This window comes from Rhodococcus sp. NPDC059969, assembly GCF_042738325.1.
In the GTDB taxonomy this organism is placed as follows: domain Bacteria; phylum Actinomycetota; class Actinomycetes; order Mycobacteriales; family Mycobacteriaceae; genus Rhodococcus_F.
Genome location: NZ_JBHWUF010000007.1, coordinates 208,518 through 231,387, shown reverse-complemented (window position 1 = coordinate 231,387; position 22,870 = coordinate 208,518). Strand labels below are relative to the sequence as shown.

General features: G+C 64.1%; 22 protein-coding genes. 14 read left to right on the top strand and 8 right to left on the bottom strand.

The window, feature by feature from the left end:
- Positions 1 to 39 precede the first annotated feature (39 nt).
- The 3 genes from ACFWAD_RS20370 to ACFWAD_RS20360 form a co-directional block, all read right to left on the bottom strand.
- Complete coding sequence (locus ACFWAD_RS20370) at positions 40 to 1,014, bottom strand: carbohydrate kinase family protein (protein ID WP_378538848.1); 975 nt, start codon at positions 1,012 to 1,014, stop codon at positions 40 to 42.
- A gap of 196 nt (positions 1,015 to 1,210) precedes the next feature.
- Complete coding sequence (locus tag ACFWAD_RS20365) at positions 1,211 to 1,561, bottom strand: iron-sulfur cluster assembly accessory protein (RefSeq protein ID WP_007730053.1); 351 nt, start codon at positions 1,559 to 1,561, stop codon at positions 1,211 to 1,213.
- 116 nt (positions 1,562 to 1,677) lie between these two features.
- Positions 1,678 to 2,778 (bottom strand): glycerate kinase, encoded by a 1,101-nt coding sequence (locus ACFWAD_RS20360; protein WP_378547059.1) that lies wholly within the window; start codon positions 2,776 to 2,778, stop codon positions 1,678 to 1,680.
- A 134-nt stretch (positions 2,779 to 2,912) separates the two neighbouring features.
- On the opposite strand from ACFWAD_RS20360, the gene ACFWAD_RS20355 reads away from it, so the two are divergent.
- From ACFWAD_RS20355 to ACFWAD_RS20330, 6 genes are all read left to right on the top strand, one after another.
- Entirely contained in the window at positions 2,913 to 3,569 is a 657-nt protein-coding gene (locus tag ACFWAD_RS20355) for a DUF3043 domain-containing protein (RefSeq protein ID WP_007730051.1), read from the top strand.
- A gap of 2 nt (positions 3,570 to 3,571) precedes the next feature.
- The gene (cobU, locus tag ACFWAD_RS20350; RefSeq protein ID WP_378547056.1) at positions 3,572 to 4,159 is read left to right on the top strand and encodes a bifunctional adenosylcobinamide kinase/adenosylcobinamide-phosphate guanylyltransferase; all 588 of its coding nucleotides are present in this window, start codon (positions 3,572 to 3,574) and stop codon (positions 4,157 to 4,159) included.
- A gap of 122 nt (positions 4,160 to 4,281) precedes the next feature.
- A complete protein-coding gene (gene cobT / locus ACFWAD_RS20345; RefSeq protein WP_378547274.1) occupies positions 4,282 to 5,340 on the top strand; it encodes a nicotinate-nucleotide--dimethylbenzimidazole phosphoribosyltransferase in 1,059 nt (352 codons plus the stop codon).
- A 2-nt stretch (positions 5,341 to 5,342) separates the two neighbouring features.
- Positions 5,343 to 6,110 carry an adenosylcobinamide-GDP ribazoletransferase gene (locus tag ACFWAD_RS20340; RefSeq protein WP_378547053.1) on the top strand — a complete coding sequence of 256 codons (768 nt, stop codon included), beginning with the start codon at positions 5,343 to 5,345 and terminating at the stop codon, positions 6,108 to 6,110.
- A 9-nt stretch (positions 6,111 to 6,119) separates the two neighbouring features.
- Positions 6,120 to 7,094: a GlxA family transcriptional regulator gene (locus ACFWAD_RS20335; RefSeq protein WP_378547050.1), complete on the top strand. Its 975-nt coding sequence runs from the start codon at positions 6,120 to 6,122 to the stop codon at positions 7,092 to 7,094.
- A 127-nt stretch (positions 7,095 to 7,221) separates the two neighbouring features.
- On the top strand, positions 7,222 to 8,043 hold the full coding sequence (locus ACFWAD_RS20330) for a dienelactone hydrolase family protein (protein ID WP_378547045.1): 822 nt from the start codon (positions 7,222 to 7,224) through the stop codon (positions 8,041 to 8,043).
- On the opposite strand, the gene ACFWAD_RS20325 is transcribed toward ACFWAD_RS20330, so the two are convergent.
- The gene (locus tag ACFWAD_RS20325; RefSeq protein WP_378538854.1) at positions 8,037 to 9,140 is read right to left on the bottom strand and encodes a branched-chain amino acid aminotransferase; all 1,104 of its coding nucleotides are present in this window, start codon (positions 9,138 to 9,140) and stop codon (positions 8,037 to 8,039) included. The genes ACFWAD_RS20330 and ACFWAD_RS20325 overlap by 7 nt on opposite strands.
- A 32-nt stretch (positions 9,141 to 9,172) precedes the next feature.
- A complete protein-coding gene (gene gcvT / locus ACFWAD_RS20320; RefSeq protein WP_214888016.1) occupies positions 9,173 to 10,273 on the bottom strand; it encodes a glycine cleavage system aminomethyltransferase GcvT in 1,101 nt (366 codons plus the stop codon).
- 156 nt (positions 10,274 to 10,429) lie between these two features.
- Between gcvT and ACFWAD_RS20315 the strand changes: the two genes are divergently transcribed.
- The gene (locus ACFWAD_RS20315) at positions 10,430 to 11,947 is read left to right on the top strand and encodes a leucyl aminopeptidase (protein ID WP_378547042.1); all 1,518 of its coding nucleotides are present in this window, start codon (positions 10,430 to 10,432) and stop codon (positions 11,945 to 11,947) included.
- 55 nt (positions 11,948 to 12,002) lie between these two features.
- Here ACFWAD_RS20315 and ACFWAD_RS20310 read toward each other — a convergent pair whose 3' ends face one another.
- Entirely contained in the window at positions 12,003 to 12,353 is a 351-nt protein-coding gene (locus tag ACFWAD_RS20310; protein ID WP_003941713.1) for a hypothetical protein, read from the bottom strand.
- Positions 12,354 to 12,717: 364 nt separating this feature from the next.
- Between ACFWAD_RS20310 and sucB the strand changes: the two genes are divergently transcribed.
- The 5 genes from sucB to ACFWAD_RS20285 all read left to right on the top strand — a co-directional run bounded on the left by sucB (position 12,718) and on the right by ACFWAD_RS20285 (position 18,153).
- Positions 12,718 to 14,460, top strand: coding sequence for a 2-oxoglutarate dehydrogenase, E2 component, dihydrolipoamide succinyltransferase (gene sucB, locus ACFWAD_RS20305; protein WP_378547039.1), 1,743 nt, complete (start codon positions 12,718 to 12,720; stop codon positions 14,458 to 14,460).
- Positions 14,461 to 14,580: 120 nt separating this feature from the next.
- Positions 14,581 to 15,468, top strand: coding sequence for a TIGR01777 family oxidoreductase (locus ACFWAD_RS20300; RefSeq protein WP_378547036.1), 888 nt, complete (start codon positions 14,581 to 14,583; stop codon positions 15,466 to 15,468).
- A gap of 29 nt (positions 15,469 to 15,497) precedes the next feature.
- Positions 15,498 to 16,259, top strand: coding sequence for a lipoyl(octanoyl) transferase LipB (gene lipB / locus ACFWAD_RS20295; protein WP_378547033.1), 762 nt, complete (start codon positions 15,498 to 15,500; stop codon positions 16,257 to 16,259).
- Between the two features lie 51 nt (positions 16,260 to 16,310).
- The gene (gene lipA, locus ACFWAD_RS20290) at positions 16,311 to 17,321 is read left to right on the top strand and encodes a lipoyl synthase (RefSeq protein ID WP_378447986.1); all 1,011 of its coding nucleotides are present in this window, start codon (positions 16,311 to 16,313) and stop codon (positions 17,319 to 17,321) included.
- 76 nt (positions 17,322 to 17,397) lie between these two features.
- Positions 17,398 to 18,153: a DUF4191 domain-containing protein gene (locus tag ACFWAD_RS20285; protein ID WP_003941625.1), complete on the top strand. Its 756-nt coding sequence runs from the start codon at positions 17,398 to 17,400 to the stop codon at positions 18,151 to 18,153.
- A 72-nt stretch (positions 18,154 to 18,225) separates the two neighbouring features.
- On the opposite strand, the gene ACFWAD_RS20280 is transcribed toward ACFWAD_RS20285, so the two are convergent.
- Positions 18,226 to 18,699 carry an RDD family protein gene (locus ACFWAD_RS20280; RefSeq protein ID WP_172932084.1) on the bottom strand — a complete coding sequence of 158 codons (474 nt, stop codon included), beginning with the start codon at positions 18,697 to 18,699 and terminating at the stop codon, positions 18,226 to 18,228.
- A gap of 213 nt (positions 18,700 to 18,912) precedes the next feature.
- Between ACFWAD_RS20280 and glnA the strand changes: the two genes are divergently transcribed.
- Positions 18,913 to 20,349, top strand: a complete 1,437-nt coding sequence (gene glnA / locus ACFWAD_RS20275; protein WP_003941609.1) for a type I glutamate--ammonia ligase — start codon at positions 18,913 to 18,915, stop codon at positions 20,347 to 20,349.
- A gap of 124 nt (positions 20,350 to 20,473) precedes the next feature.
- Positions 20,474 to 21,091 (top strand): hypothetical protein, encoded by a 618-nt coding sequence (locus tag ACFWAD_RS20270; RefSeq protein WP_378547030.1) that lies wholly within the window; start codon positions 20,474 to 20,476, stop codon positions 21,089 to 21,091.
- Positions 21,092 to 21,417: 326 nt separating this feature from the next.
- On the opposite strand, the gene ACFWAD_RS20265 is transcribed toward ACFWAD_RS20270, so the two are convergent.
- Positions 21,418 to 22,644 (bottom strand): MFS transporter, encoded by a 1,227-nt coding sequence (locus ACFWAD_RS20265; protein WP_378547027.1) that lies wholly within the window; start codon positions 22,642 to 22,644, stop codon positions 21,418 to 21,420.
- Between the last annotated feature and the right edge of the window lie 226 nt (positions 22,645 to 22,870).

The following is a 22,870-nucleotide window of genomic DNA, read 5'->3' as shown; positions in this document are numbered from 1 at the left end:
AGTCTCCGGACTCCTCAACCACTCACGGGGCGCAGCCCCCTAGGGCAGAATCGTTGCGATCTCGTCCGCTGCCGCGCTGCCGTACGCCTCGGTGAGACGCTTGAGAGCCTCGTCGCGGTTGAACACCCACTCCTGGGTTCCGACGGTCTCGAGGATCAACACAGCGACCAGCGATCCCAGCTGGGCGGCACGCTCGAAGCTCAGACCAGCGCCGTGTGCGAGCAGGAAGCCGGCACGGAAGCCGTCGCCAACACCCGTCGGATCAACCTTGCCCGTCTCGGGCACTACGTCGACGCGCACCCAGTTACCTTCGGCATCAACAATTTCCACACCCTTGGAGCCGAGGGTGGTGACGCGGATGCCGACCTGTGCGCGGATCTCTTCCTCACTCAGACCCGTCTTCTGCTGAAGCAGACCCCACTCGTACTCGTTGGTGAACAAGTACTTCGCACCGTGGATGAGCGCCTTGGCCTCGTCACCGGACAGGCGGGCAAGCTGCTGCGACGGATCAGCTGCGAACGGGATTCCGAGCAGGCGGCATTCGTCGGTATGGCGAACCATTGCTTCGGGGTCGTTTGCGCCGACCAGCACAAGATCCAGCGCACCCGCGGTCTTGGCCACTGCTGCGAGTTCGATCTCGCGGGCCTCGCTCATCGCGCCGGGGTAGAACGACGCGATCTGCGCCATGTCCTCGTCGGTGGTGCACACGAAACGCGCGGTGTGTGCCTTGTCCGAGATGCGGACCGCGCTGCAATCGACGCCGTTGTCCTCGAGCCAGGTGCGGTATTCGGCGAAGTCCGCGCCGACCGCACCGACGAGCAGCGGCGATCCACCGAGCACGCCCATTGCGTAGGCGATGTTGCCGCCGACCCCGCCGCGGCGGATCACGAGGTCGTCCACCAGGAAGCTCAGCGAAATGTGGGCGAGCTGATCAGCGAGGAGCTGATCGGCGAAGCGGCCGGGAAAGCGCATCAAGTGGTCGGTGGCAATGGAACCGGTTACCGCAATAGTCACGGATCGTGGCCTTTCAGCGAAGTGAGTACAAGAATGAAAGAGGAGCAAAAGTTCACGTTACTGCCCGTAGCGCCGTCTTTGGCACCCGAGCCGTCAGATCGGAACCGCCTGGGTACGAGTCACCACAAACAACTGACGCGAAACCGAATGTCGGTTCCGCGTCAGTTGTTTGCGAATTGAGTTGTGATCGACGGACTCAGTTGAACGAGTCACCGCAGGCGCAGGAGCCTGTTGCGTTGGGGTTGTCGATCGAGAAGCCCTGCTGCTCGATGGTGTCGAGGAAGTCGATGGACGCACCTTCGACGTACGGCGCGCTCATCCGGTCGACAACCAGGTTGACGCCGTTGAAGTCGACGGTGAGGTCACCGTCGAGCGTGCGGTCGTCGAAGAACAGCTGGTACTTCAGTCCGGCACAGCCGCCGGGCTGCACTGCGATACGCAGCGCGAGGTCGTCGCGACCCTCCTGATCGAAGAGTGCCTTCGCCTTGGCGGATGCGGCCTCGGTCATCTTGACGCCGTGGGTGGCGGTCTCGTTCTGCACAGTCATGGGCTCTCCCTAATGTTCGTACCAACCCGTGAACGCTTCAACGGTACGCCGCTGCCGACTTATTCCCGCCAGTCCTTACCGGGTGCGATTCGTCTTCATCCTATCCGGTCTTCCCGTCACGGCAACGGCGCGTCGACGCTGGTGGATTCTGCGCTCTGTTGACCGCGCCAGATGTTCCACTCGCGCGCCGTATGTTCGGTGAGTCCCTCGAGACACGCCGACGCTTCATTCATCGCACGTTCCACCGAACCCGCGAACTCTGTCACCGATTTCGCATCGACGATTGAGGTCGACGCATAGTCTGGCTCGTCGAGCGTCACCTGGCCGGCAAAGACGAGCGTCGGAACGCCGTGCGCTGCCCCGGCCGAAGCGAGCGCTGTGACGAGTTTGCCTCGCAGAGATTGGTGGTCGAACTTGCCTTCGCCGGTGATCACCAGGTCGGCAGACGCCAATAGCGCTGCCTGCCCGGTCCGATCTGCGACGACGTCGGCCCCGGATTGCCGCTGCGCACCGAGCGCGAACAGCGCAGCACCGATACCACCTGCGGCGCCGGCACCCGGGAAACCCGACACTCCCTCTCGGCTGACAGACTCCAACTGTTCTGCCCACATCGCATTTCTCGCTTCGAGGACGGCGATTGCCTCGGCGTCGGCGCCTTTCTGCGGGCCGAACACCGCTGCCGCACCGTGCTCGCCGAGAAGGACGTGTTCGACGTCGGTGGCCGCGACCAACTGAACGCCCGCCGCAGCCGCCGTTGCAGCCTCCAGGCCGCCCAGCGCCTCCACCAGTCCTCGTCCCCCGTCTGTGCAGCAACTCCCACCAAGTCCGACGACGATCGTCCTCACGCCTTCCTCGAGCGCAGCCGCGATCAGTTCTCCGACACCGCGACTGTGCGCGGCGAGTGCGCTCTCACGTGTCGGTGGACCTCCGAGCAGGCCGAGCCCGACTGCCTCGGCCGACTCGATGTACGCCGTGCCCGAATCGAGCAGCCACCTCGCGTCGACGCCCGCGGTCAACGGTCCGGACACCCGCGTGGACCGGATGTCGCCCCCCGCCGCGGCCAAGACGTCGACAAATCCCGGTCCCCCGTCGGATTGTGGCGCGGTGACGACGTCGTCATCGGGTCGGCCGCGTCGCCAACCGGCAGAAATGGACTCGGACGCCTCGACGGCGGTCAGGGTCTCGCCGAATGAATCTGGAGCAACTATTACTCGCATAGCCGAAGTCTAAGAGTGCCGAATGACCCCGATGTTTCGGTTTCTCGAGCGTTTGAGCGTCTTGCGCGATTGTGATTTTCAGAAAGACCGAGGTCGGTTTCCCAGACCGTGCACTTATCCAATAGCCTGGAGGTGTGAAATTGCTACGCCGCGGTGACTCAGACAACTCCGACAAACGTGACGTCGAGGGCACTGAGGCATCCTCGGCCTCCGAAGAGGCGCCCATCGAGCAGGTGGGCAAGGGCCGCCCAACACCCAAGCGTCGTGACGCCGAGGCGAAGAGGCGTGGCCCGGTTGCGCCTGCCCCGCTGACCGCGAAGGAAGCCCGCGCCCGCCGCAAGGCGACCCGCGGCTCCAAGGAGGACCGCAAGGCCGAAGCCGCCGAGCGTCGCGCATCGTCCGCAGACCGCCGCGCCCGCATGCTCGCCGGCGAGGACAAGTACCTGCTCCCCCGCGACAAGGGCCCGGTTCGCGCCTACGTCCGCGACTTCATCGATGCTCGCCGCAACCTCGTCGGGCTGTTCATGCCGCTCGCATTGATCCTCATCATGACGATGTTCGTCACGCCCGCACTCCAGCAGATCGTCACGCTGGCAATGCTCGTGATGATGCTCTTCATGGTCGGTGAAGGCATCTGGCTCGGACGCATGATCAACAACCGCGTCGCCGAGCGCTTCCCCGACAGCACCGACGGCGGATTCAAGCTCGGCTGGTACGCGTTTGTTCGCGCGTCGCAGATCCGTAAACTGCGCGCACCGAAGCCTCGTGTGGGGCCGGGCGACGCAATCTGAGTGTGACGAAGACGTATAGAACTTTGGTCCTCGGCGGCGCGCGGTCTGGCAAGTCCGCGCACGCCGAGGATTTGGTTTGTGCAGGCCATTTACCCGAAGATTCGGCACCGATCCGGTACCTGGCGACAGCGAAGCGCGATAACTCCGACGCCGACTGGGAAAGCCGGATCGATCAGCACCGGAGCAGACGGCCTTCTCACTGGTCGACCGTCGAGACCGCGGATGCAGGTGACCTCGCGGCACAGCTCGAAAGCGATTCACACACAGCGACGTTGGTCGACGATCTGGGAACGTGGCTGACCACGGAACTGGACCGTCAGAGCGCCTGGGACGCACCGCGCGGCACCATCACGCCCGCTGCGGACAGCCTTGTCGCCGGCGTCGAGAACTACCGCGGATCCCTGGTACTGGTCAGCCCCGAAGTGGGTTTGGCCGTGATTCCCGAGACCCGGTCAGGACGATTGTTCCGCGACGAGATCGGCACTCTCAACGCTCGTATCGCCGCGGTGTGCGATCGTGTCGTACTAGTGGTTGCAGGGTTACCGCTCGTCTTGAAAGATACTGCTGCACAACCGGAAGGCACGATGTGAGTACCGACGCCAATTCAGGGGCCAATCCAGGGGCGAATCCAGTTGCCGACCCAGAATCCAACCCTGACGTCGCGCCTGCCAGTAGCGCCGACTTCGAACCCGTCACCCCGCCCGACCGCGAGGTGCGTGCGCAGGCCGATGCGCGTCAGCGTGATCTGACCAAGCCGGCCGGTTCGCTGGGCCGACTGGAGGCTCTCGCAGGCTGGGCATCAGCCTGCCAAGGAGTTTGTCCCCCAAACGCATTCGCTCGGCCTCGCGTCGTCGTGTTCGCGGGTGATCACGGAATCGCCCGCAACGGCGTCTCCGCCTATCCGCCGGAAGTGACCGCACAGATGGTCGCCAACTTCCTCGGGGGCGGCGCGGCAGTCAACGTCCTCTCCGAGGTTGCCGGCGCCACCGTTCGCGTCGTCGACATCGCGGTGGACGGCGATACCGATCCGGCCGTCTCGAACCACAAGGTACGCAGGTCTTCCGGGTCCATCGACCGCGAAGATGCCATGTCGAATGAGGAAACCCTCCAGGCCATCGCTGCCGGCCGAGCGATCGCCGACGAGGAAATCGACGGGGGCGCAGACCTTCTCATCGCCGGCGACATGGGCATCGGCAACACCACACCCGCTACCGTGCTCATCGCCGCCCTGACGGACAGTGAACCTGTGGCGGTCGTGGGTCGCGGTACCGGTATCGACGACGCCGGGTGGATCCGCAAGACTGCCGCGATTCGCGATGCCCTCCGACGCGCTCGTCCGCACGTTCGCGACACAGTCGCGCTGCTGCGCACGTCTTCGGGTGCCGACCTCGCAGCGATGGCCGGCTTCCTGGCCCAGGCAGCGTCGCGTCGTACGCCGGTGATCCTCGACGGCGTCGTCGTCACCGCAGCCGCCATGGTCGCCGACGAGCTGGCTTTCGGCGCACGTGAATGGTGGGTCGCCGGGCACCGCTCCACGGAACCCGCACACACCATCGCGTTGACGCGAATGGGTCTCGAACCGATCGTCGAGTTCGACATGCGACTCGGCGAAGGGTCAGGCGCAGTCACCGCGCTCCCGATCCTTCAGGGCGCAGTGGCGATCCTGAGCAAGATGGCGACCTTCTCCGAGGCCGGTGTCAGCACTCAGGGCAGCGCGCCCGCTGAAGAGCCGGAGTCGATCGACCTGACCAAAACCGTTACGGCGGAGTGAGCGTGGCGGGCCCGCTGTCCGGTGTGCCACTGGCCTTCTCGTGGCTGACGGTCCTCCCGGTTCGTGGCCCCTCCGACATCGATCGCACTGCCGGGCGTCGCGCCATCACCGCCGCTCCGCTGACCGGCATCGCTCTCGGCATTGCCGCGACGTTCCTACTCTGGGGCGCAACCAGCATCGGCCTGAATCCCTATCTCGCGGGCTTACTGACGGTCGGCGCACTCGCTCTCGGAACCCGCGGGATGCACGTGGACGGACTGTCGGACTCCATCGACGGACTGGGTTGTTACGGTCCACCGGAGCGCGCCCGCGAGGTCATGCACAGCGGCGGCGCCGGACCCTTCGGGGTCGCCGCACTGTTCATCTTCCTTGGTCTGCAATCGGTCTCCTTCGGCGTCCTTGCTGTTGCCGACTCCCCCACGCAGTGGATCGCGGTCCTCGTATCTGTCGCTGCGGGCCGAGTCGCCGTCGTTTTTGCCTGCCGCCGAGGCGTTCTCGCGTCGAGCCCGAGCGGATTCGGTGCGCTCGTCGCCGATTCGCAACCGCTGTGGGCCGCACTCGGATGGTCGGTTCCGCTGATCGCCGTTTCTGCCTTTGCCACCGACCGGTGGTGGCTCGGCCCTCTCGTCACCGCGTCGGCGCTGCTGATCAGTGTGCTGTGTGTGCGTCACTGCGTCCGGCGATTCGGCGGGCTCAACGGCGATGTTCTCGGATTCGCGCTCGAACTCACGGTGACGCTGACGGCCGTCGGCCTCACTCTCGGACTGTGACCTGACGTCGTGCGAGTCGGAGTCCTGGCGTACGAGGGTTGCCTGGCGGCCGAGATCTTCGTTTTCACGGATCTTCTGCTGATCGCCAATCGCGTCGCCGATGGAGCGTCCACCGACCCCTTCGAGGTATCGGTCATCGCCGCGTCCGGCTCGCCCGTCGTTGCGGCGGGCGGATTTTCGATCGGCGCACAGGAGGGGCATCACGACATCGATCACCTGGTGGTGCCGGGGTTCGAACTTGTACCGTCCGAAGATCCCGCGACGCGCTTGTCGCTGTGGGACAGAGAAATCGAGTTCATCCGTGCCTGCGAGGCGCGGGGCGTTCGTGTGTCGTCAGTGTGCGTCGGCGCATATCTGCTGGGCGAGGCCGGACTTCTCGACGGACGCCGCGCTACGACGTCGTGGCTGTACGGTGCCGACCTCGCGAGTCGATATCCCGATGCGACGATTCGAACCGATTCGCTGATCGTCGATGACGACGGCGTCACCACCACTGCGGCGTTCACTGCAGCGCTCGACCTCGCCACAGCACTCGTGCGCGAGCATCTCGGCGACAAGATTGCGCGAACGACGGCAAGAATTACTCTGGCGCCGGAGAACCGAACCAGTCAATCTCCGTACGTCGTCGACTCGATGCTGCCCGTGAAACACACACAGTTTGCCGAGGCCGTCGGAAGCTGGTTGGTCGAACGGATAGCGGAGCCTTACGACTTGGATCAGCTGTCGGCAGCTTTCCGCGTCAGCACCCGAACAATGCTTCGGAAGTTCGGAGACGAGACCGGGGAATCGCCGCGCGCCTACCTACAGCGTGCACGGGTGCGAAAGGCCAAACGCCTGTTGGAATCAACCGATTGGCCACTCGGAAAAATCTTGGGACACATCGGTTATCAGGATCCTGGAACCTTCCGTCGACTGTTCGCCGACCGTGTCGGAATCAGCCCGGCGGACTATCGAAAGCGGTTCCGCGACGGCGGCACCCGATAAGTCGCGCGTGGCGAGCCCGCCCGCAAACGTGGCGAACCGCCCTCTTCTGTAATTGATCCCGCACCGAAAGACTGTGCAGAGGAGAAACTTCGACCAATTGAGAGGGCCCGCCGTGCCGAACCGAAGCATGACAAAAGATGATCCGATCGAAGACTTCGACCGGCGAACCATCACGATCGACGCGGTGTCGAAGTCCGTGTACGTGGCTGGCACCGGACCCGCAGTAATCGTCATGCCGGAAATGCCGGGCATCAGCCCACATGTTGCGCGATTCGCCCGCTGGGTGCGCGACGCCGGTTTCACGGTGTTTGTTCCGTCGCTTTTCGGCCGCGACGGCGCGGTTCCCACAGTGGACGAGGGAGTCTCCGTTTTCAAGAGAGCCTGCGTCAGCGCAGAGTTCCGCGCTCTCGCTGCTGACGAACCGAGTCCAGCGGTCCGTTGGCTGCGTTCGCTCGCCGCTTCGGCCCACGAGGAGTGCGGTGGCCCTGGAGTCGGCGTGATCGGGATGTGCTTCACCGGTAACTTCGCGCTGTCGATGATGCTCGAACCATCAGTTATCGCGCCGGTCCTCGCCCAACCGTCGTTACCGCTCGATCGACCAGGCGAAACCGACAGCGGGCCCGAAGAACTCGACGCCGTGCGCTCGAGACTCGAGGCCGAAGACCTCACGGTGCTTGCCTACCGCTTTCAAGGTGACTCGTTCTGCCGCGCACAACGATTCGCGGCCTACAGGGCGGCCTTGGGTAAGCGCTTCGTCGGGAAGGTACTACCCGACGAAGCGGCCAACGCGGCAACGTCGCCGTTCTTCGAACACGTCATTGCCAATCCACACAGCGTGGTGACGGCTCACCTCGTCGACGAGGCGGGATCACCCACCACCGTCGCACGAGACGAGATTCTGCAGTTCTTCTGCGAGCGATTGCTCGCGGAACGAACCAGCGATCAGTGAAGCTTGGTCATCCAGCCGTGGGTGTCGGCGAAGGTACCGCGCTGGATACCCGTGAGGGTGTCGCGCAGTGCCATCGTCACTTCACCCGGCTCGCCGTCGGCGATGGTGAACTCGCCCTCGGCGGACTTGACTCGTCCGACAGGAGTGATGACTGCTGCTGTGCCGCAAGCGAAGACCTCGGTGATTTCACCGCTCTTGCACTTGGTGCGCCATTCGTCGGTGCTGATCTTGCGCTCTTCGACGGAGAAGCCGGAATCGGCGGCGAGGGCGAGCAGCGAGTTGCGCGTGATGCCGGGCAGCAAAGATCCGGACAGCGACGGCGTCACGAGGCGAGCGTCGGGACCGGAGCCGAAGACGAAGAACAGGTTCATTCCACCCATTTCCTCGACGTACGTGCGCTCGATGGCGTCGAGCCACACCACCTGGTCGCAACCCTCGTCGGCGGCTTGCGCCTGGGCGAGGAGTGAAGCGGCGTAGTTGCCGGCGAACTTGGCCGCGCCGGTGCCACCGGGCGCCGCGCGAACGTATTCGGTGGACAGCCACACGCTGACCGGCTTGACGCCACGCGGGAAGTACGCGCCGGCGGGCGATGCGATCAGCAGGTAGCGGTACTCGTCGGCGGGACGGACACCGAGGCCGGCTTCGGTGGAGAACATGAACGGACGGAGGTAGAGCGCGTCCTCGCCGCCGGCAGCGGGAACCCAGTCGAGATCGACGTCGATCAGTTCGGTGATGGAATCGACGAACATCTGTGCCGGCAGTTCGGGCATCGCCAGACGGCGCGCAGATGCTGCGAAACGCTCGGCGTTGGCCTCGACGCGGAACGAACTGATCTCGCCACCCGGCTGACGGTATGCCTTGAGGCCCTCGAAGATGGCCTGTCCGTAGTGCAAAACCATTGCGGCCGGATCGAGCTCGATGTTTCCGTACGGCAACACCTGGGCGTCGTGCCAGCCCTTGCCCGCGGTGTAGTCGATCGAGACCATGTGGTCGGTGAAGTGCCGCCCGAAGCCGGGCGCCGCCAGAATGTCACGGCGCTCGGCGTCGGACTTCGGGGACGAGCTCTGAACACGAACGAAATCGGCGGCACCTGTCATGGGCGCAATCCTATCGAACGTGAAAAAGCTCTCTACTTGGTGTTGGTCTCCACGAAAGGAGGAGACACCACGACGCACCGAAGAGCACGACCACGGACGTCGACTTCGATCTCGTCGCCGGCTGCGATATTGGCGCCGGAATCCAGGAGCGCCAACGCAATTCCCACTTTGAGCGACGGTGAGAACGTTCCGGAGGTGGTCTCGCCGATTGCCTCGCCGTCACGCAGAACACCGAGGCCGGCCCGCAGCACACCGCGGTCGAGAGCCTTGATCCCCCAGAGTTTGCGGGCCGGACCGGCGGCCTTCTCGTCGGTCAGGGTCTCTTTGCCCCAGAATGTCGGCTTCTTCCAACCGATCGCCCATCCGCAGCGCGCTTCGAGCGGGGAAATCTCGAGCGAAAGCTCGTGCCCGTGCAGCGGATAGCCCATCTCGGTACGAAGAGTGTCGCGGGCTCCGAGCCCGGCGGCCTGCCCACCCTCGGCGCGGACTGCCTCGAGAAGCGCGCGGAACAACGGCTCGCTGTCCTCCCAGCGCGGCAGGAGTTCGTAGCCGACCTCACCGGTGTAACCACTGCGGCACACACGCACGGGCACGCCGTTCCATTCCGCGTCTTCGTACGCCATGTACTCGATCTCGGTGGGAAGCCCGAGAGCCGTCAGAACCGCCACCGATTTCGGACCCTGCACCGCCAGCACTCCGTACGCACGATGCTGATCCTCGACGGTGATTCCGTCGGGTGCGACGGCGACCAGAGCCGCAACGACGTCCGCGGTGTTGGCCGCATTCGGGACGAGGAAGATCTCGTCGTCGCTGACGTAGTACGCGATGAGGTCGTCGATGACGCCACCGGACTCGTTGCAGCACAACGTGTACTGAGCCTTACCCGGTCCGATCTTGTTCAGATCGTTGGTGAGCGCGGAGTTCACGAATTCCGCGGCGCCCGCCCCACGCACGACAGCCTTGCCGAGGTGACTGACGTCGAAGAGTCCGACATTCTCACGCACAGAGGTGTGTTCGGCCACGACGCCCGCGTACGAAACCGGCATCTGCCACCCCCCGAACGGCGCGAACGTCGCGCCGAGTTCGACGTGGACGGGGTGGATCGGGCCCTGCAACAGTTGTTCGTCGGTCATGGCCCACAACCTATCGGACTTCGCCGATCGAAACATGTCCGCAGTGAGAGCTCACCTGGCCGCGACGATCCCCCGTCCGGAATCCGCCAAGGGCCTAACATCGACTCAGGCATCCGCCAGAACCGGACGCATCGCACTCACCTCACAGGAGACACCTTGAGCACTCGCACAGCCCGATCGTTGGGACCCGACCTCGTTCTCGCCGGCACAGTCGCCAAGCGCGCAGAGATATTGGTCATCGGCCTGACGTCGGGTCCGGACGGCCCCGAAATAGCACTCAGCGAAGGCATCGTCGACGAAGACGTGCTCGCCGAGATCCTCGACAGCCTCATCGCCGTCGGCGCCACCGGCAAGCCCGAGCAGCTCACCCGCGTCCCGGCACCGAGCGCACTGTCGGTCACCAGCGTCCTCGCCGTCGGACTCGGCTCCGCCGACAAGCTCGGCAGTGAGCAGATCCGCAAGTCCGCCGGCGCCGCAGCTCGCTCGCTGTCCGGCATCGACACCGTCGCAACCACGCTCTCGATCCTCGACCTCGGTGCAACCGCCGAGGGATTTGCGTTGGGCGCGTACAGCTTCACCGAATTCAAGTCGTCCATGACGGCTCCCGGTCCCGATTCGCAGCCACTTGCCCGAGTCGAACTTCTGGCGCCGTCGCCGCGCGCCAAGGAGACCAAGGCAACGTTGGCACGGTCGGCTGCCATCGCCGAGGCCGTCGCCACCGCACGCGAGTTCGTCAACACTCCCCCGAGCCACCTCTACCCTGCCGAGTTCGCCGCGCGTGCCAAGGCACTGGGCGTCGAGGCCGGGCTCACCGTCCAGGTTCTCGACGAGAAGGCACTCGAGAAGGGTGGCTACGGCGGAATCATCGGCGTCGGCAAGGGCTCGTCACGCCAGCCGCGTCTCGTCCGCCTCGAATACGCGTCGAAGAAGCGTGGCGCCCGCAAGGTCGCACTGGTGGGTAAGGGCATCACCTTCGACACCGGCGGAATCTCCATCAAGCCCGCCGCCGGAATGGAGAACATGACCTCGGACATGGGCGGCGCCGCAGCCGTCATCTCCACCGTCGTGCTTGCCGCCAAGCTCGGCCTGCCCGTCAACGTCGTCGCATACGTACCGATGGCCGAGAACATGCCATCCGCGACCGCGCAGCGTCCCGGCGACGTGTTGACCCAGTACGGCGGAATCACCATCGAGGTCGTCAACACGGACGCCGAGGGCCGTTTGATCCTTGCCGACGCGATGGTCCGCGCGGGTGAGGACAACCCCGACTACATGATCGACACCGCCACCCTGACCGGTGCGCAGATGGTGGCGCTCGGCAACCGCACGCCCGGCGTCATGGGCACGGACGAGTTCCGTGACCGCGTCGCCTCCATCTCGCAGAACGTCGGCGAGAACGGCTGGGCCATGCCGCTACCCGAGGAACTGCGTGGAGATCTCGACTCCAAGGTCGCCGACATGGCCAATGTCACCCCGCACCGTTGGGGCGGCATGCTGGTCGCGGCTCATTACCTCAAGGAATTTGTTCCCGAGGGTGTCCAGTGGGCGCACATCGACGTCGCGGGTCCGGCGTACAACACGTCAGGACCGTGGGGTTACACCGGCAAGGGCGGCACCGGAGTTCCGGTTCGCACGATGATCTCTGTCCTGGAGGACATTGCGGTCAACGGCTGACCCCTTGCTGTGCGCCTTTATTAACCCCCCGCGGTTGATAAAGGCGCACAGCGGTTCAGGCGCCGTCGCGCAATTCCTGCTCGCGGGCACGCTTGCGTTCGATTCGCTTACGCTCGTCGTGATCGCGCATACGCTGCGGATATCCCGTTTTACGGACGTCGTAGACCGGGATCTTCAAGTCCTGTCCCAATTTGCGGGCACCGCGTTCACCGCCGACGCGACGACGAGTCCACTCCCCGTCCTTCGCGACGAGGACGACGGTCACCTCGGTCACCGTCGTCTGAGGTTCCACGTACGCCTCGACGCCTTCATGTGAGTGCGCCCAGTTCGCCAGATGATCCGCATCACTTTGCGCTGCGGCCTGAGCCGCACTCGGCGGACGCTTGAAACGATCGAACAGTCCCACGGTCGTACCCTCCTCGGTACCGACGCCGCGGATGCACCCCGGCGATATGTCAAGTTTGCCAGGCAATGTCCGTTGTGCCTGCGCACGACATACCGTTTGGTCCGCTTACGACGTTACAACCGAACCCCCGACGCATACCTACTCGCCAGTAGCCGACACACCCGAAACGGACGGCATCCCCCTCATCGGACACGCCCGGCGTATCAATGGAAAGATGAACGACGGTGACGCCGCGTCCGCGCGTCGACATCGGCAAAATAGCTACAAGTAGCCGCACGTCGCGCGCCACTCGAGCACAATGCATTACGACCACAAGTCGACAAAATTCAACAACCCGAACACAACTGTCGAGGAGTCAAAAGACATGGCCTTCTCCGTCCAGATGCCAGCCCTAGGTGAGAGCGTCACCGAGGGAACTGTCACACGGTGGCTCAAGCAGGAAGGAGACACGGTCGAAGTCGACGAACCCTTGCTCGAAGTCTCCACGGACAAGGTCGACACCGAGATTCCGTCTCCCGTCGCCGGCGTCCTGACCAAGATCGTCGCGCAGGAAGACGACACCGTGGAAATCGGTGGCGAGCTCGCCCAGATCGGTGAAGCCGGCGAAGCCGCAGCTCCCGCGGCAGAGGCACCCGCCCCGGCCGCAGAAGAAGCTCTCGCCGAGGAAACTCCGGCTGCCGAGGCACCCGTCGAGGAAGCTCCCGCTGCCGAGGCACCCGCTGCTTCCGGCGGTTCCGCTGAAGGTACCGCCGTGACGATGCCCGCCCTCGGCGAGTCCGTCACCGAAGGCACCGTCACCCGCTGGCTCAAGGCCGTCGGCGACGAAGTTGCCGTCGACGAGGCGCTGCTCGAAGTCTCGACCGACAAGGTCGACACCGAAATCCCGTCGCCCGTCGCCGGAATCCTGCTCGAGATCAATGCACAGGAAGACGACACCGTCGAGATCGGTGGCCAGCTGGCCGTCGTCGGATCCGGCGCACCCGCCGCGGCTCCGGCACCCAAGGCTGCTCCCGCCGCGCCCGCAGCACCGCCCGCTCCCAAGGCCGAGGCCCCGAAGGCCGAAGCACCCAAGGCTGAGGCACCCAAGCCTGCGGCCGCACCCGCACCGAAGCCCGCTGCGGCTCCCGCACCGGCGGCTGCACCCGCAGCTTCGGGTGACAGCAGCCCGTACGTCACCCCGCTCGTGCGCAAGCTCGCAACGGACAACGGCGTCGACCTCGCCACCGTCACCGGCACCGGCGTCGGCGGCCGCATCCGCAAGCAGGATGTGCTCGCCGCTGCGGAGGCCAAGAAGGCACCCGCAGCCGCTGCTCCTGCTGCTGCAGCACCCGCGGCCGCACCGGCTGCCTCCGCAGCTGCCGGCGTCCGACCGGAACTGGCACACCTGCGCGGAACCACGCAGAAGGCCAACCGTATTCGGCAGATCACGGCCACCAAGACGCGCGAGTCGCTGCAGAACACCGCTCAGCTCACGCAGACCTTCGAGGTCGACGTCACCAAGATCGTCGCCCTGCGGGCCCGCGCCAAGGCCGGCTTCATCGAGCGGGAAGGCGTCAACCTGACGTTCCTCCCGTTCTTCGCCAAGGCAGTCGTCGAGGCACTGAAGTCGCACCCGAACATCAACGCCAGCTACGACGAAGCTGCCAAGCAGATCACCTACTACGACGCCGAGCACCTCGGCATCGCAGTGGACACCGATCAGGGCTTGCTCTCCCCCGTCATCCACAACGCCGGTGATCTCGGCCTGGCCGGCTTGGCCCGCGCCATCGCCGACATCGCCAAGCGTGCACGCTCGGGTGGCCTGAAGCCGGACGAGCTCTCGGGTGGCACCTTCACCATCACCAACATCGGCAGCCAGGGCGCGCTGTTCGACACCCCGATCCTGGTACCGCCGCAGGCGGCCATGCTCGGAACCGGCGCTATTGTCAAGCGTCCGATGGTGGTCACCGACGAGAACGGCAACGAGTCCATCGGCGTTCGTTCGATGATCTACTTGCCGCTGACCTACGATCACCGTCTCGTCGACGGCGCCGACGCCGGCCGATTCCTCACCACTGTGAAGCAGCGGTTGGAAGAAGCCTCGTTCGAAGCTGATCTGGGCCTGTAAGCAACTGCTCTTCCAGCCGGGGCGTCATCTCCATCAGGAGGTGGCGCCCCGGCTTTTTCAGTACGGTCGGAGATATACGTTCGGATATCGAAGCAGGCTGAATCGAAGGAGGCTTTCCGAATGCGAGTAGTCATCGCCGGCTCGTCCGGTTTGATCGGAACGGCCTTGGTGTCATCGTTGCGCTCCGACAACCACGACGTGGTACGTCTGGTGCGACGGTCGACCGCCGGCCCCGACGAATCGCGTTGGGACCCGGACCACGACCGTCTGGACCTCTCCGTCCTGCAAGGCGCTGACGCCGTCGTGAACCTTTGTGGTGTCGGCATCGGCGACAAACGGTGGTCGGGTTCTTACAAGCAAGCGATCCGTGACAGCCGCATAGTTGCCACCGACGTCTTGGCCGAAGCTGTCGCGAGCCAGAAGGTTCCCGTCCTCGCCAACGCCAGCGCCGTCGGCTATTACGGCGACACCGGCGACAAGATCGTCGACGAGGATTCGCCGGCAGGCACCGACTTTCTCGCCACGACGTGTCGAGACTGGGAGCTTGCCACCGAGCCCGCGCGCAGGGCGGGTGCTCGCGTCGTCAATCTGCGCTCGGGCGTCGTGATTTCACCCCACGGCGGCATGCTCGGTCGACTTCGGCGGATCTATTCGTTCGGTCTCGGTGGGCGACTGGGCAACGGTCGTCAGTACTTTCCGTGGATCTCACTCGAGGACGAGTGCGACGCGATCAAGTTCGCGCTCACCAATCCCGAACTCTCCGGTCCCGTCAACCTGACCGGTCCGGCGCCTGTCACCAACGCCCAGTTCAACGACGCCATGTCCCGCGCAGTTCACCGCCCGGCGCCGTGGATCGTGCCCGGGTTCGCCCTCGAAGCCTTGATCGGAGAATTCGCCAAGAGCGGCATCCTCGGTGGCCAGCGCGCCATTCCCGCAGCTTTGGAAAAGGCGGGATTCTCCTTCCGCCACAACACGATCGGCGAAGCGCTGGCGGCCGCACTGGGTTGAGTCCGAAGTCGGGCGTAATCTCTACTTCCATGAGCAGCGCTGCCGTCTCCGCCCGGTTCTCGAAACTGCCGATCGCCGTCGAGCAACTCGGATCGATCGACTACAACGCCGCGTGGGACCGTCAGCGTGAGCTCGCGGCAGCGCGGGCAGACGACATCGGGCCGGACACGCTCCTCCTCCTCGAACATCCCCCGGTGTACACGGCTGGGCGACGCACGGAACCGGAAGATCGACCTGTCGACGGCACACCGGTCATCGATGTCGACCGCGGCGGGAAAATCACCTGGCACGGCCCCGGTCAACTGGTCGGGTATCCGATCGTGAAGCTGGCCGAGCCCATCGACGTGGTGCGATATGTGCGCCGCATCGAGGAAGCGCTGATCACGGTGTGCACGGAACTCGGCCTGAACTGCGGGCGGATCGACGGCCGCTCGGGCGTCTGGCTGCCTGCAGAACTCGCCAACGGGCAATGGAAGCCCGAACGCAAGGTGTCAGCCATCGGCGTTCGCGTTCAACGTGGTGTCGCGCTGCACGGTTTCGCCCTGAACTGCAATTCGGTGCTGACCGGATTCGACAACATCATTCCCTGCGGAATCCGTGACGCGGGGGTGACGACGCTGACACACGAACTCGGTCGCGACGTCACAGTGGACGAGGTCACTCCCGCCGTCACCATGGCCGTGATCGCTGCTCTCGACGGAACGATGCCCGTCACCGAATGCAACGTCGAGCGCGTCACCTTCGAAAGCGCCTCGCCTACTCCGACTTTTACTACCGTTCAGTACAGCTGACGGGCTCGCCCGAACCCCGTTGCAGTAATCACCGGGCGTAGGATCACTGTCGTGACTATCGCCCCAGAAGGACGTAAGCTGCTCCGTCTCGAGATCCGAAACGCGGAGACGCCCATCGAACGCAAACCCAACTGGATCAAGACCCGAGCAAAGATGGGCCCCGAATACTCGGAGCTCAAGGGCCTGGTCAAGCGTGAAGGTTTGCACACCGTCTGCGAGGAAGCGGGCTGCCCCAACATCTACGAATGCTGGGAAGACCGCGAAGCCACCTTCCTGATCGGCGGCGAGCAGTGCACACGCCGCTGTGACTTCTGCCAGATCGACACCGGCAAGCCCGAAGCCCTCGACCGCGACGAGCCCCGTCGCGTCGCCGAAAGCGTTCAGGCCATGGGACTTCGGTACTCCACGATCACCGGCGTCGCCCGCGACGACCTCCCGGACGGCGGCGCCTGGCTCTACGCCGAGACCGTCCGCAAGATCCACGAACTCAACCCGGGCACCGGCGTCGAGAATCTGGTTCCCGACTTCAACGGCAAGCCGGAACTGCTCGACGAGGTCTTCGCCTCTCGTCCCGAGGTGCTCGCACACAACCTCGAGACCGTTCCCCGCATCTTCAAGCGGATCCGTCCCGCTTTCCGGTACCAGCGCAGCCTCGACGTCATCACTGCGGCACGCGAGTACGGACTGGTCACCAAGTCCAACCTGATCCTCGGCATGGGCGAAACCCCGGAAGAAGTCACCGAGGCGATGGCAGATCTCCACGCCGCCGGCTGCGACATCCTCACCATCACCCAGTACCTGCGCCCCTCACCTCGGCACCACCCCGTCGAGCGGTGGGTCAAGCCCGAGGAGTTCGTCGCACACTCGAAGGCTGCAGAAGAGATGGGCTTCGCCGGCGTCATGGCCGGTCCGTTGGTTCGCTCGTCGTACCGTGCCGGCCGCCTGTATGCGCAGGCCATGGCACATCACGGCCGTGAACTTCCCGAGGCGCAGCGTCATCTCACCGAAGGCGGCGACGCTTCCCAGGAAGCCAGCTCACTCATGGCGCGCCTGAATCGCTGATCCACTTTTTGCTGTGCGCCTTTATTAACCGCGGGCGGTTAGTAAAGGCGCACAGCAATGGACGTATCCTGGGTACATGGCGAACGGCAGCAAATCCGGTAAGGGCAAACCCACCAAAGAGGCAAAGGCTGCAGCGAAGGCTGCCCGCAAGCAGGCTTCCAAGGAACGCAGAACTCAGCTCTGGCAGGCGTTCCAGATGCAGCGCAAGGACGACAAGCTCCTTCTGCCGCTGATGATCGGCACCCTGGTGGGTGCGGCTCTGGTCTTCTTCCTGGTCGGTCTCATCTGGGGCCTTCAGTGGTTCCTGCTGCCGATCGGCATCGTTCTCGGCCTCCTCGGCGCCTTCATCATCTTCGGTCGCCGCGTCCAGAAATCGGTGTACAAGAAGGCTGAGGGCCAGGCCGGCGCCGCCGCGTGGGCACTCGACAACATGCAGGGGGCGTGGCGCGTCACGAACGCCGTCGCCGGCACCACTCAGCTCGACGCCGTTCACCGCGTTGTCGGACGACCGGGTGTCATCCTCGTCGCAGAGGGCTCGCCGCAACGCGTCAAGGGCCTCCTCGCGCAGGAGAAGAAGAAGACTGCGCGCCTCATCGGCGACACCCCGATCTACGACATCATCATCGGAAACGACGAAGGTCAGGTTCCGCTCTCGCAGCTCCAGCGTTACCTGAACAAGCTGCCGCGCAACATCGACACCAAGCGCATGGACAACATCGAAGGCCGACTCGCTGCGCTCAGCGCACGCGGCGGCGGAGCAGCGCTTCCCAAGGGCCCGATGCCCGGAGGCGCGAAGATGAAGGGCATGCAGCGAACCATTCGTCGTCGCTGACACTCCCCCACTGCAAAACGAAAGACCCGGGCCCATACGGACCCGGGTCTTTCTTCGTTCGAGAAGTTCGTGTCAGCGCGACTTCACGAGCAGAGTGCCGGTCGCTCGGTCCTGCATACCGCGACCGTCGATGTCGGTGATCGTCGCGGGAATCACGAACACGAGAAGTGCCTGACGCCCGAGCGCGCGCACGAAGCCCACTCGGATCGGGCCTTCGATTCGCGCAACCTGAAGTCCGAGTACGAATTGCCCCGGTGTGAAGTTGAACAGCGCCACGGTGACGACGCCGACGGCGAACCACACCATCAACGTGATCGTGGAGGTCATACCGTCGAAGAAGTCGCCGGTGATGAGCGAGGCCACTCCCACGGCCATAACCCAATCCACCAACAGTGCGGCGATACGACGGCCCGAACCGACCAGCGATCCGGGGCCCTCCTGGGGGAAGCCGAGAAACTCGCCGCGATAAGACTGCTCACGACCGTCCGCATTCTTCGGCAAAGCTGCTTCAGGCCCAGAGAGCCAAGTTCCGGTGATTCGTGCCATGCTGTCCAGGATAGGCGTCGCAGCACCGTAGTCCAGATTTGCCGGGTTTTAACTGTGTGGCCGGTCACATGGACTTCGGAAATCCCCAGGATGCTGCGACGCGTAACACTGCCGAAACAAAGGGTTGACGAGCGGGCAACACCAGCTCCCTACCGTCTGCCTCGACGGATTCAACCGACATCACTTGGCTGAAGCGACTTAAGGAGCACAAGCGTGGCGTTCACCACGGCCGAAGAGGTCATCAAGTACATCGCGGACGAGAACATCGAGTACGTCGACATTCGGTTCAGCGACCTGCCCGGCGTCCAGCAGCACTTCTCGATCCCGGCGTCTGCTTTCAACCAGGACGTGTTCGAGGACGGCCTCGCATTCGACGGATCTTCGGTCCGCGGATTCCAGTCGATCCACGAGTCCGACATGATGTTGCTTCCCGACGTCACCACGGCGCAGATCGATCCCTTCCGCAAGGCGAAGACCCTCAACATCAACTTCTTCGTGCACGACCCGTTCACCCGTGAGTCCTACAGCCGCGACCCGCGCAACGTTGCCCGCAAGGCCGAGGAGTACTTGGTCAGCACCGGCATCGCGGACACCGCATTCTTCGGCGCCGAGGCCGAGTTCTACATCTTCGACTCGGTTCGCTACGACTCCGGCATGAACTCCGCTTTCTACGAGCTGGATTCCATCTCCGGTTCCTGGAACACCGGCGCAGAGACCAACGCCGACGGCTCCCCGAACCTCGGCTACAAGGTTCGCGCCAAGGGTGGCTACTTCCCCGTCGCTCCGTACGACCACTACGTGGACCTGCGCGACGAGATCTCCACCAACCTGACCAACGCGGGCTTCGAGCTCGAGCGCGGCCACCACGAGGTCGGCACCGGCGGACAGCAGGAGATCAACTACAAGTTCAACACGCTGCTCGCAGCGGCCGACGACCTGCAGCTGTTCAAGTACATCGTCAAGAACACCTGCTGGCAGCACGGCAAGTCCGCCACCTTCATGCCGAAGCCGCTCTTCGGTGACAACGGTTCGGGCATGCACGTCCACCAGTCCCTGTGGAAGGACGGCAAGCCCCTCTTCCACGACGAGTCCGGCTACGCGGGCCTCTCGGACATGGCTCGCCACTACATCGGCGGTATCCTGCACCACGCTCCGTCGCTGTTGGCCTTCACCAACCCGACGATCAACTCGTACCACCGTCTGGTGCCGGGCTACGAAGCCCCCATCAACCTCGTGTACAGCCAGCGCAACCGCTCGGCAGCTGTCCGTATCCCGATCACGGGCAACAACCCGAAGGCAAAGCGTCTCGAGTTCCGCGCACCCGACTCCTCGGGTAACCCGTACCTCAACTTCGCTGCACAGATGATGGCCGGCCTGGACGGCATCAAGAACAAGATCGAGCCGATGGCTCCGGTCGACAAGGACCTCTACGAGCTTCCCCCGGAGGAGGCTCGCAACATCCCGCAGGCTCCGACCAGCCTCGAAACGGTCATCAACCGCCTCGAAGCCGATCACGAGTACCTGACCGAGGGTGGCGTCTTCACCACCGACCTGATCGAGACCTGGATCTCGCTCAAGCGTGAGCAGGAAATCGCTCCGGTCAACCTGCGTCCGCACCCGTACGAGTTCGAGCTTTACTACGACGTGTGATCCGCATCCTGACGTAAGTCAGACCTGCGAGTACCGAGTGCACCCGTCCCACGTCTGCGGGGCGGGTGCTCTCGCAACTGCCCTCGTGGGCCTTTCCTATTCCGTGACGGCAGCACGGATCGTCGTGGTGGCCGGGGCGGTAGGGATCGGTTTCTGCGGACTATGGGCGATGCTGCAGCACCTTCTTGCGACTTTCGGCAAAGAAGCCGTGAGATCAGAACGGGAAGCGCACGAAGCGTTGCTCCAGGCCGAAGTCGAGGAAGCCGCGCAGAAGAGCAATCAGAGGTGGATGGACGCGGGGCTCGAGTCGGCGATCAATTTGCTCGACGAGATCGGGCGGATCACTAGGGATCCAGCTTCGCAGGCGACGCGTCGAGCGTGTGGGGTCGAAGAGCGGTACCTACGGCAGCTTATTCACATCAGTCCACATCTTGTAAACCTCAGTAGGGCCTTTCCTGCGACTCTCGCACGTGCCCGCGATCTCGGCGTGTCATTCTTCTTGCAGCTCGGCGATGTTGACATCAGAGATGAGGAAACCGCCCAATCCGTAGCTACCTACATTCTGGGCCTCCTGGTGAAGCTCAATCCAGGGGACGAACTGCGCGCATCGTTCTTTCCTGTCGGTGATGCGCTCCAGCTAACCCTCGTGGGTGAATCGATCACCTCGCCCGACTTTCCCTTCGCAAAGGTCACTCACGCCGACCTGGGAGCCGTCAACCTCGTTGAAATGACGTTCGCCTGAGCCTGAGCGTTCGTGCGTCCAGCGGAACAGGTGCGGGTCTCGCAGGCAGTGGTGGCGCGGAAGTCAGCGTGCGACCGGTTTGGTACCGGAGATTGACGGATGTCCCGCCCAATCCAATTTTCAGGTGAACTGACGGACGCGGACGCCCGGTGGGATCACGGATGGGACGGCCGGGTACCGACCAGTTGCCTTGAAAAGACTGAATTATCTGTTGCGGTCCGCCTCGACACTCTTCCCGGGAACTCTGTGCAATCGCTCCGTCGCGGGTCACGCATTTCCGCAATTTTAACAACGGTTCCAAGGTGCGGCTGGTGCTCGTCTCGAAGTCAGAATTCGCGCGCCGGATGGCGCATCGGAGAGAACCCCAATGTGGCTACGGCGATAGCGAACACAACAGCGACGCCGAGCAGGGTTAGGCGTTCACCGATCGCGCCGACCAGCAGACCTGCTATCACTGCGCCGAGCGCAGCCATGGTGCGGTTGACGGAGCGTCGGGCGGCATTCACACGCCCGAGAAGCTCATCGGGGGTGAGTGTTTGCCAATAGCCCATCTCGTTCGCGTTCTCCGCGCCTGCTGCCAACCCTTGCAGGCCCAGTGCTGCGAAGAGCAGCACATGGCCGACACCTGTGTCCGGCGCGAAGGCAACGAGAAGCCAGGTGACGGGGTATACCGTGCGGGCGAGGATGACTGCTCGTCCTGATCCGATGCGCGTGCCGAGCGCGTGAGCGCAGGATGTGCCGAGGAGGCTTGCTACACCGAACGTCGTCAGCAGCAAACCGTATGTGTAGGCGCTGAACCCGAGCGAGCGGAGAGCGAACAGCGACAGCACAGTCAACGCAGCTCCGTTGGCAAGGAACCACACGTGTGTCGATATCGCGAGCGGGTTGAGAGTGCGGTGGCGATACGTGAATCTCAGACCCTCACGCACTTCGTTCATCAGGTTTCGGGAGCGAGAAACGGATCGAGGCTCGTCGACGTCGAGCCCGAAATTGAGTGCGGCATCAGCGAAATAGCTGATTGCGTCGACGGCAATCACCACGGGAGCGCCGAGCAAGCCTACGAGTGCGCCTCCAACCGTTGGCCCCAATGTCGTTGCCGCTGCGTCGGCTTGGTCGAGTCGAGCGTTTGCTTTCACCAGTTGACTGCGTGGAACCAGCCGGGGCAACAAGGACTGCATCGCAGCGAAGCCGAACACCGAGAAGGAGCCGAACAGCAGCAACACGATGCCCAGAACCCAGATGTGCAGAAGCCCGGCGAGCCACAGAAGCGGGACGGCACCGAGCACAACTGCCCGACCGACGCTGGCCCACACGAGAATTGGCTTGCGCCGCCACCGATCGACGTAGACCCCCGCGACCAACCCGAGCACCGCATACGGGATCAAATGAGCCGCGTTCACCACACCCACTTCGAACGGCGTCGCGTCCAAAAGCTGCACTACCAAAATGGGCATCGCCACAGCTGTCACCGACGAGCCGGCCGAACTGATCACCGCGGCCGTGAGAAAGCGTCGAAATGATGAACGGTGACCTGCCGGCGAAACGTCACTCATCGCTGACATCCACGACGCCACACAGCCGACTGCACCAGTCTGTCCCGCTCATGCACGGCACTGTAACCGAGCACGCCCGATATCGGTGCTGAGGACGAGGCGGCTGTTGGCATTGCCAAATTGATAGAAGCACTCAACCGTGACCAAGGACTAGAGCGGACACAGCCCCTCACCTCGTCCGCGTAGGTGGGGTTACCCGTCTCGACTTGCACTCCGCGATGCTCAC

Excerpts from the sequence above, each read along its gene's own strand:
- ACFWAD_RS20365 (WP_007730053.1), bottom strand. The coding sequence starts at position 1,561 with ATGACTGTGCAGAACGAGACCGCCACCCACGGCGTCAAGATGACCGAG.
- gcvT (WP_214888016.1), bottom strand. The coding sequence starts at position 10,273 with ATGACCGACGAACAACTGTTGCAGGGCCCGATCCACCCCGTCCACGTC.
- ACFWAD_RS20330 (WP_378547045.1), top strand. The coding sequence starts at position 7,222 with ATGACAAAAGATGATCCGATCGAAGACTTCGACCGGCGAACCATCACG.
- ACFWAD_RS20285 (WP_003941625.1), top strand. The coding sequence starts at position 17,398 with ATGGCGAACGGCAGCAAATCCGGTAAGGGCAAACCCACCAAAGAGGCA.
- ACFWAD_RS20325 (WP_378538854.1), bottom strand. The coding sequence starts at position 9,140 with ATGACAGGTGCCGCCGATTTCGTTCGTGTTCAGAGCTCGTCCCCGAAG.
- lipB (WP_378547033.1), top strand. The coding sequence starts at position 15,498 with ATGAGCAGCGCTGCCGTCTCCGCCCGGTTCTCGAAACTGCCGATCGCC.
- sucB (WP_378547039.1), top strand. The coding sequence starts at position 12,718 with ATGGCCTTCTCCGTCCAGATGCCAGCCCTAGGTGAGAGCGTCACCGAG.
- ACFWAD_RS20280 (WP_172932084.1), bottom strand. The coding sequence starts at position 18,699 with ATGGCACGAATCACCGGAACTTGGCTCTCTGGGCCTGAAGCAGCTTTG.
- ACFWAD_RS20300 (WP_378547036.1), top strand. The coding sequence starts at position 14,581 with ATGCGAGTAGTCATCGCCGGCTCGTCCGGTTTGATCGGAACGGCCTTG.
- ACFWAD_RS20360 (WP_378547059.1), bottom strand. The coding sequence starts at position 2,778 with ATGCGAGTAATAGTTGCTCCAGATTCATTCGGCGAGACCCTGACCGCC.
- ACFWAD_RS20265 (WP_378547027.1), bottom strand. The coding sequence starts at position 22,644 with ATGAGTGACGTTTCGCCGGCAGGTCACCGTTCATCATTTCGACGCTTT.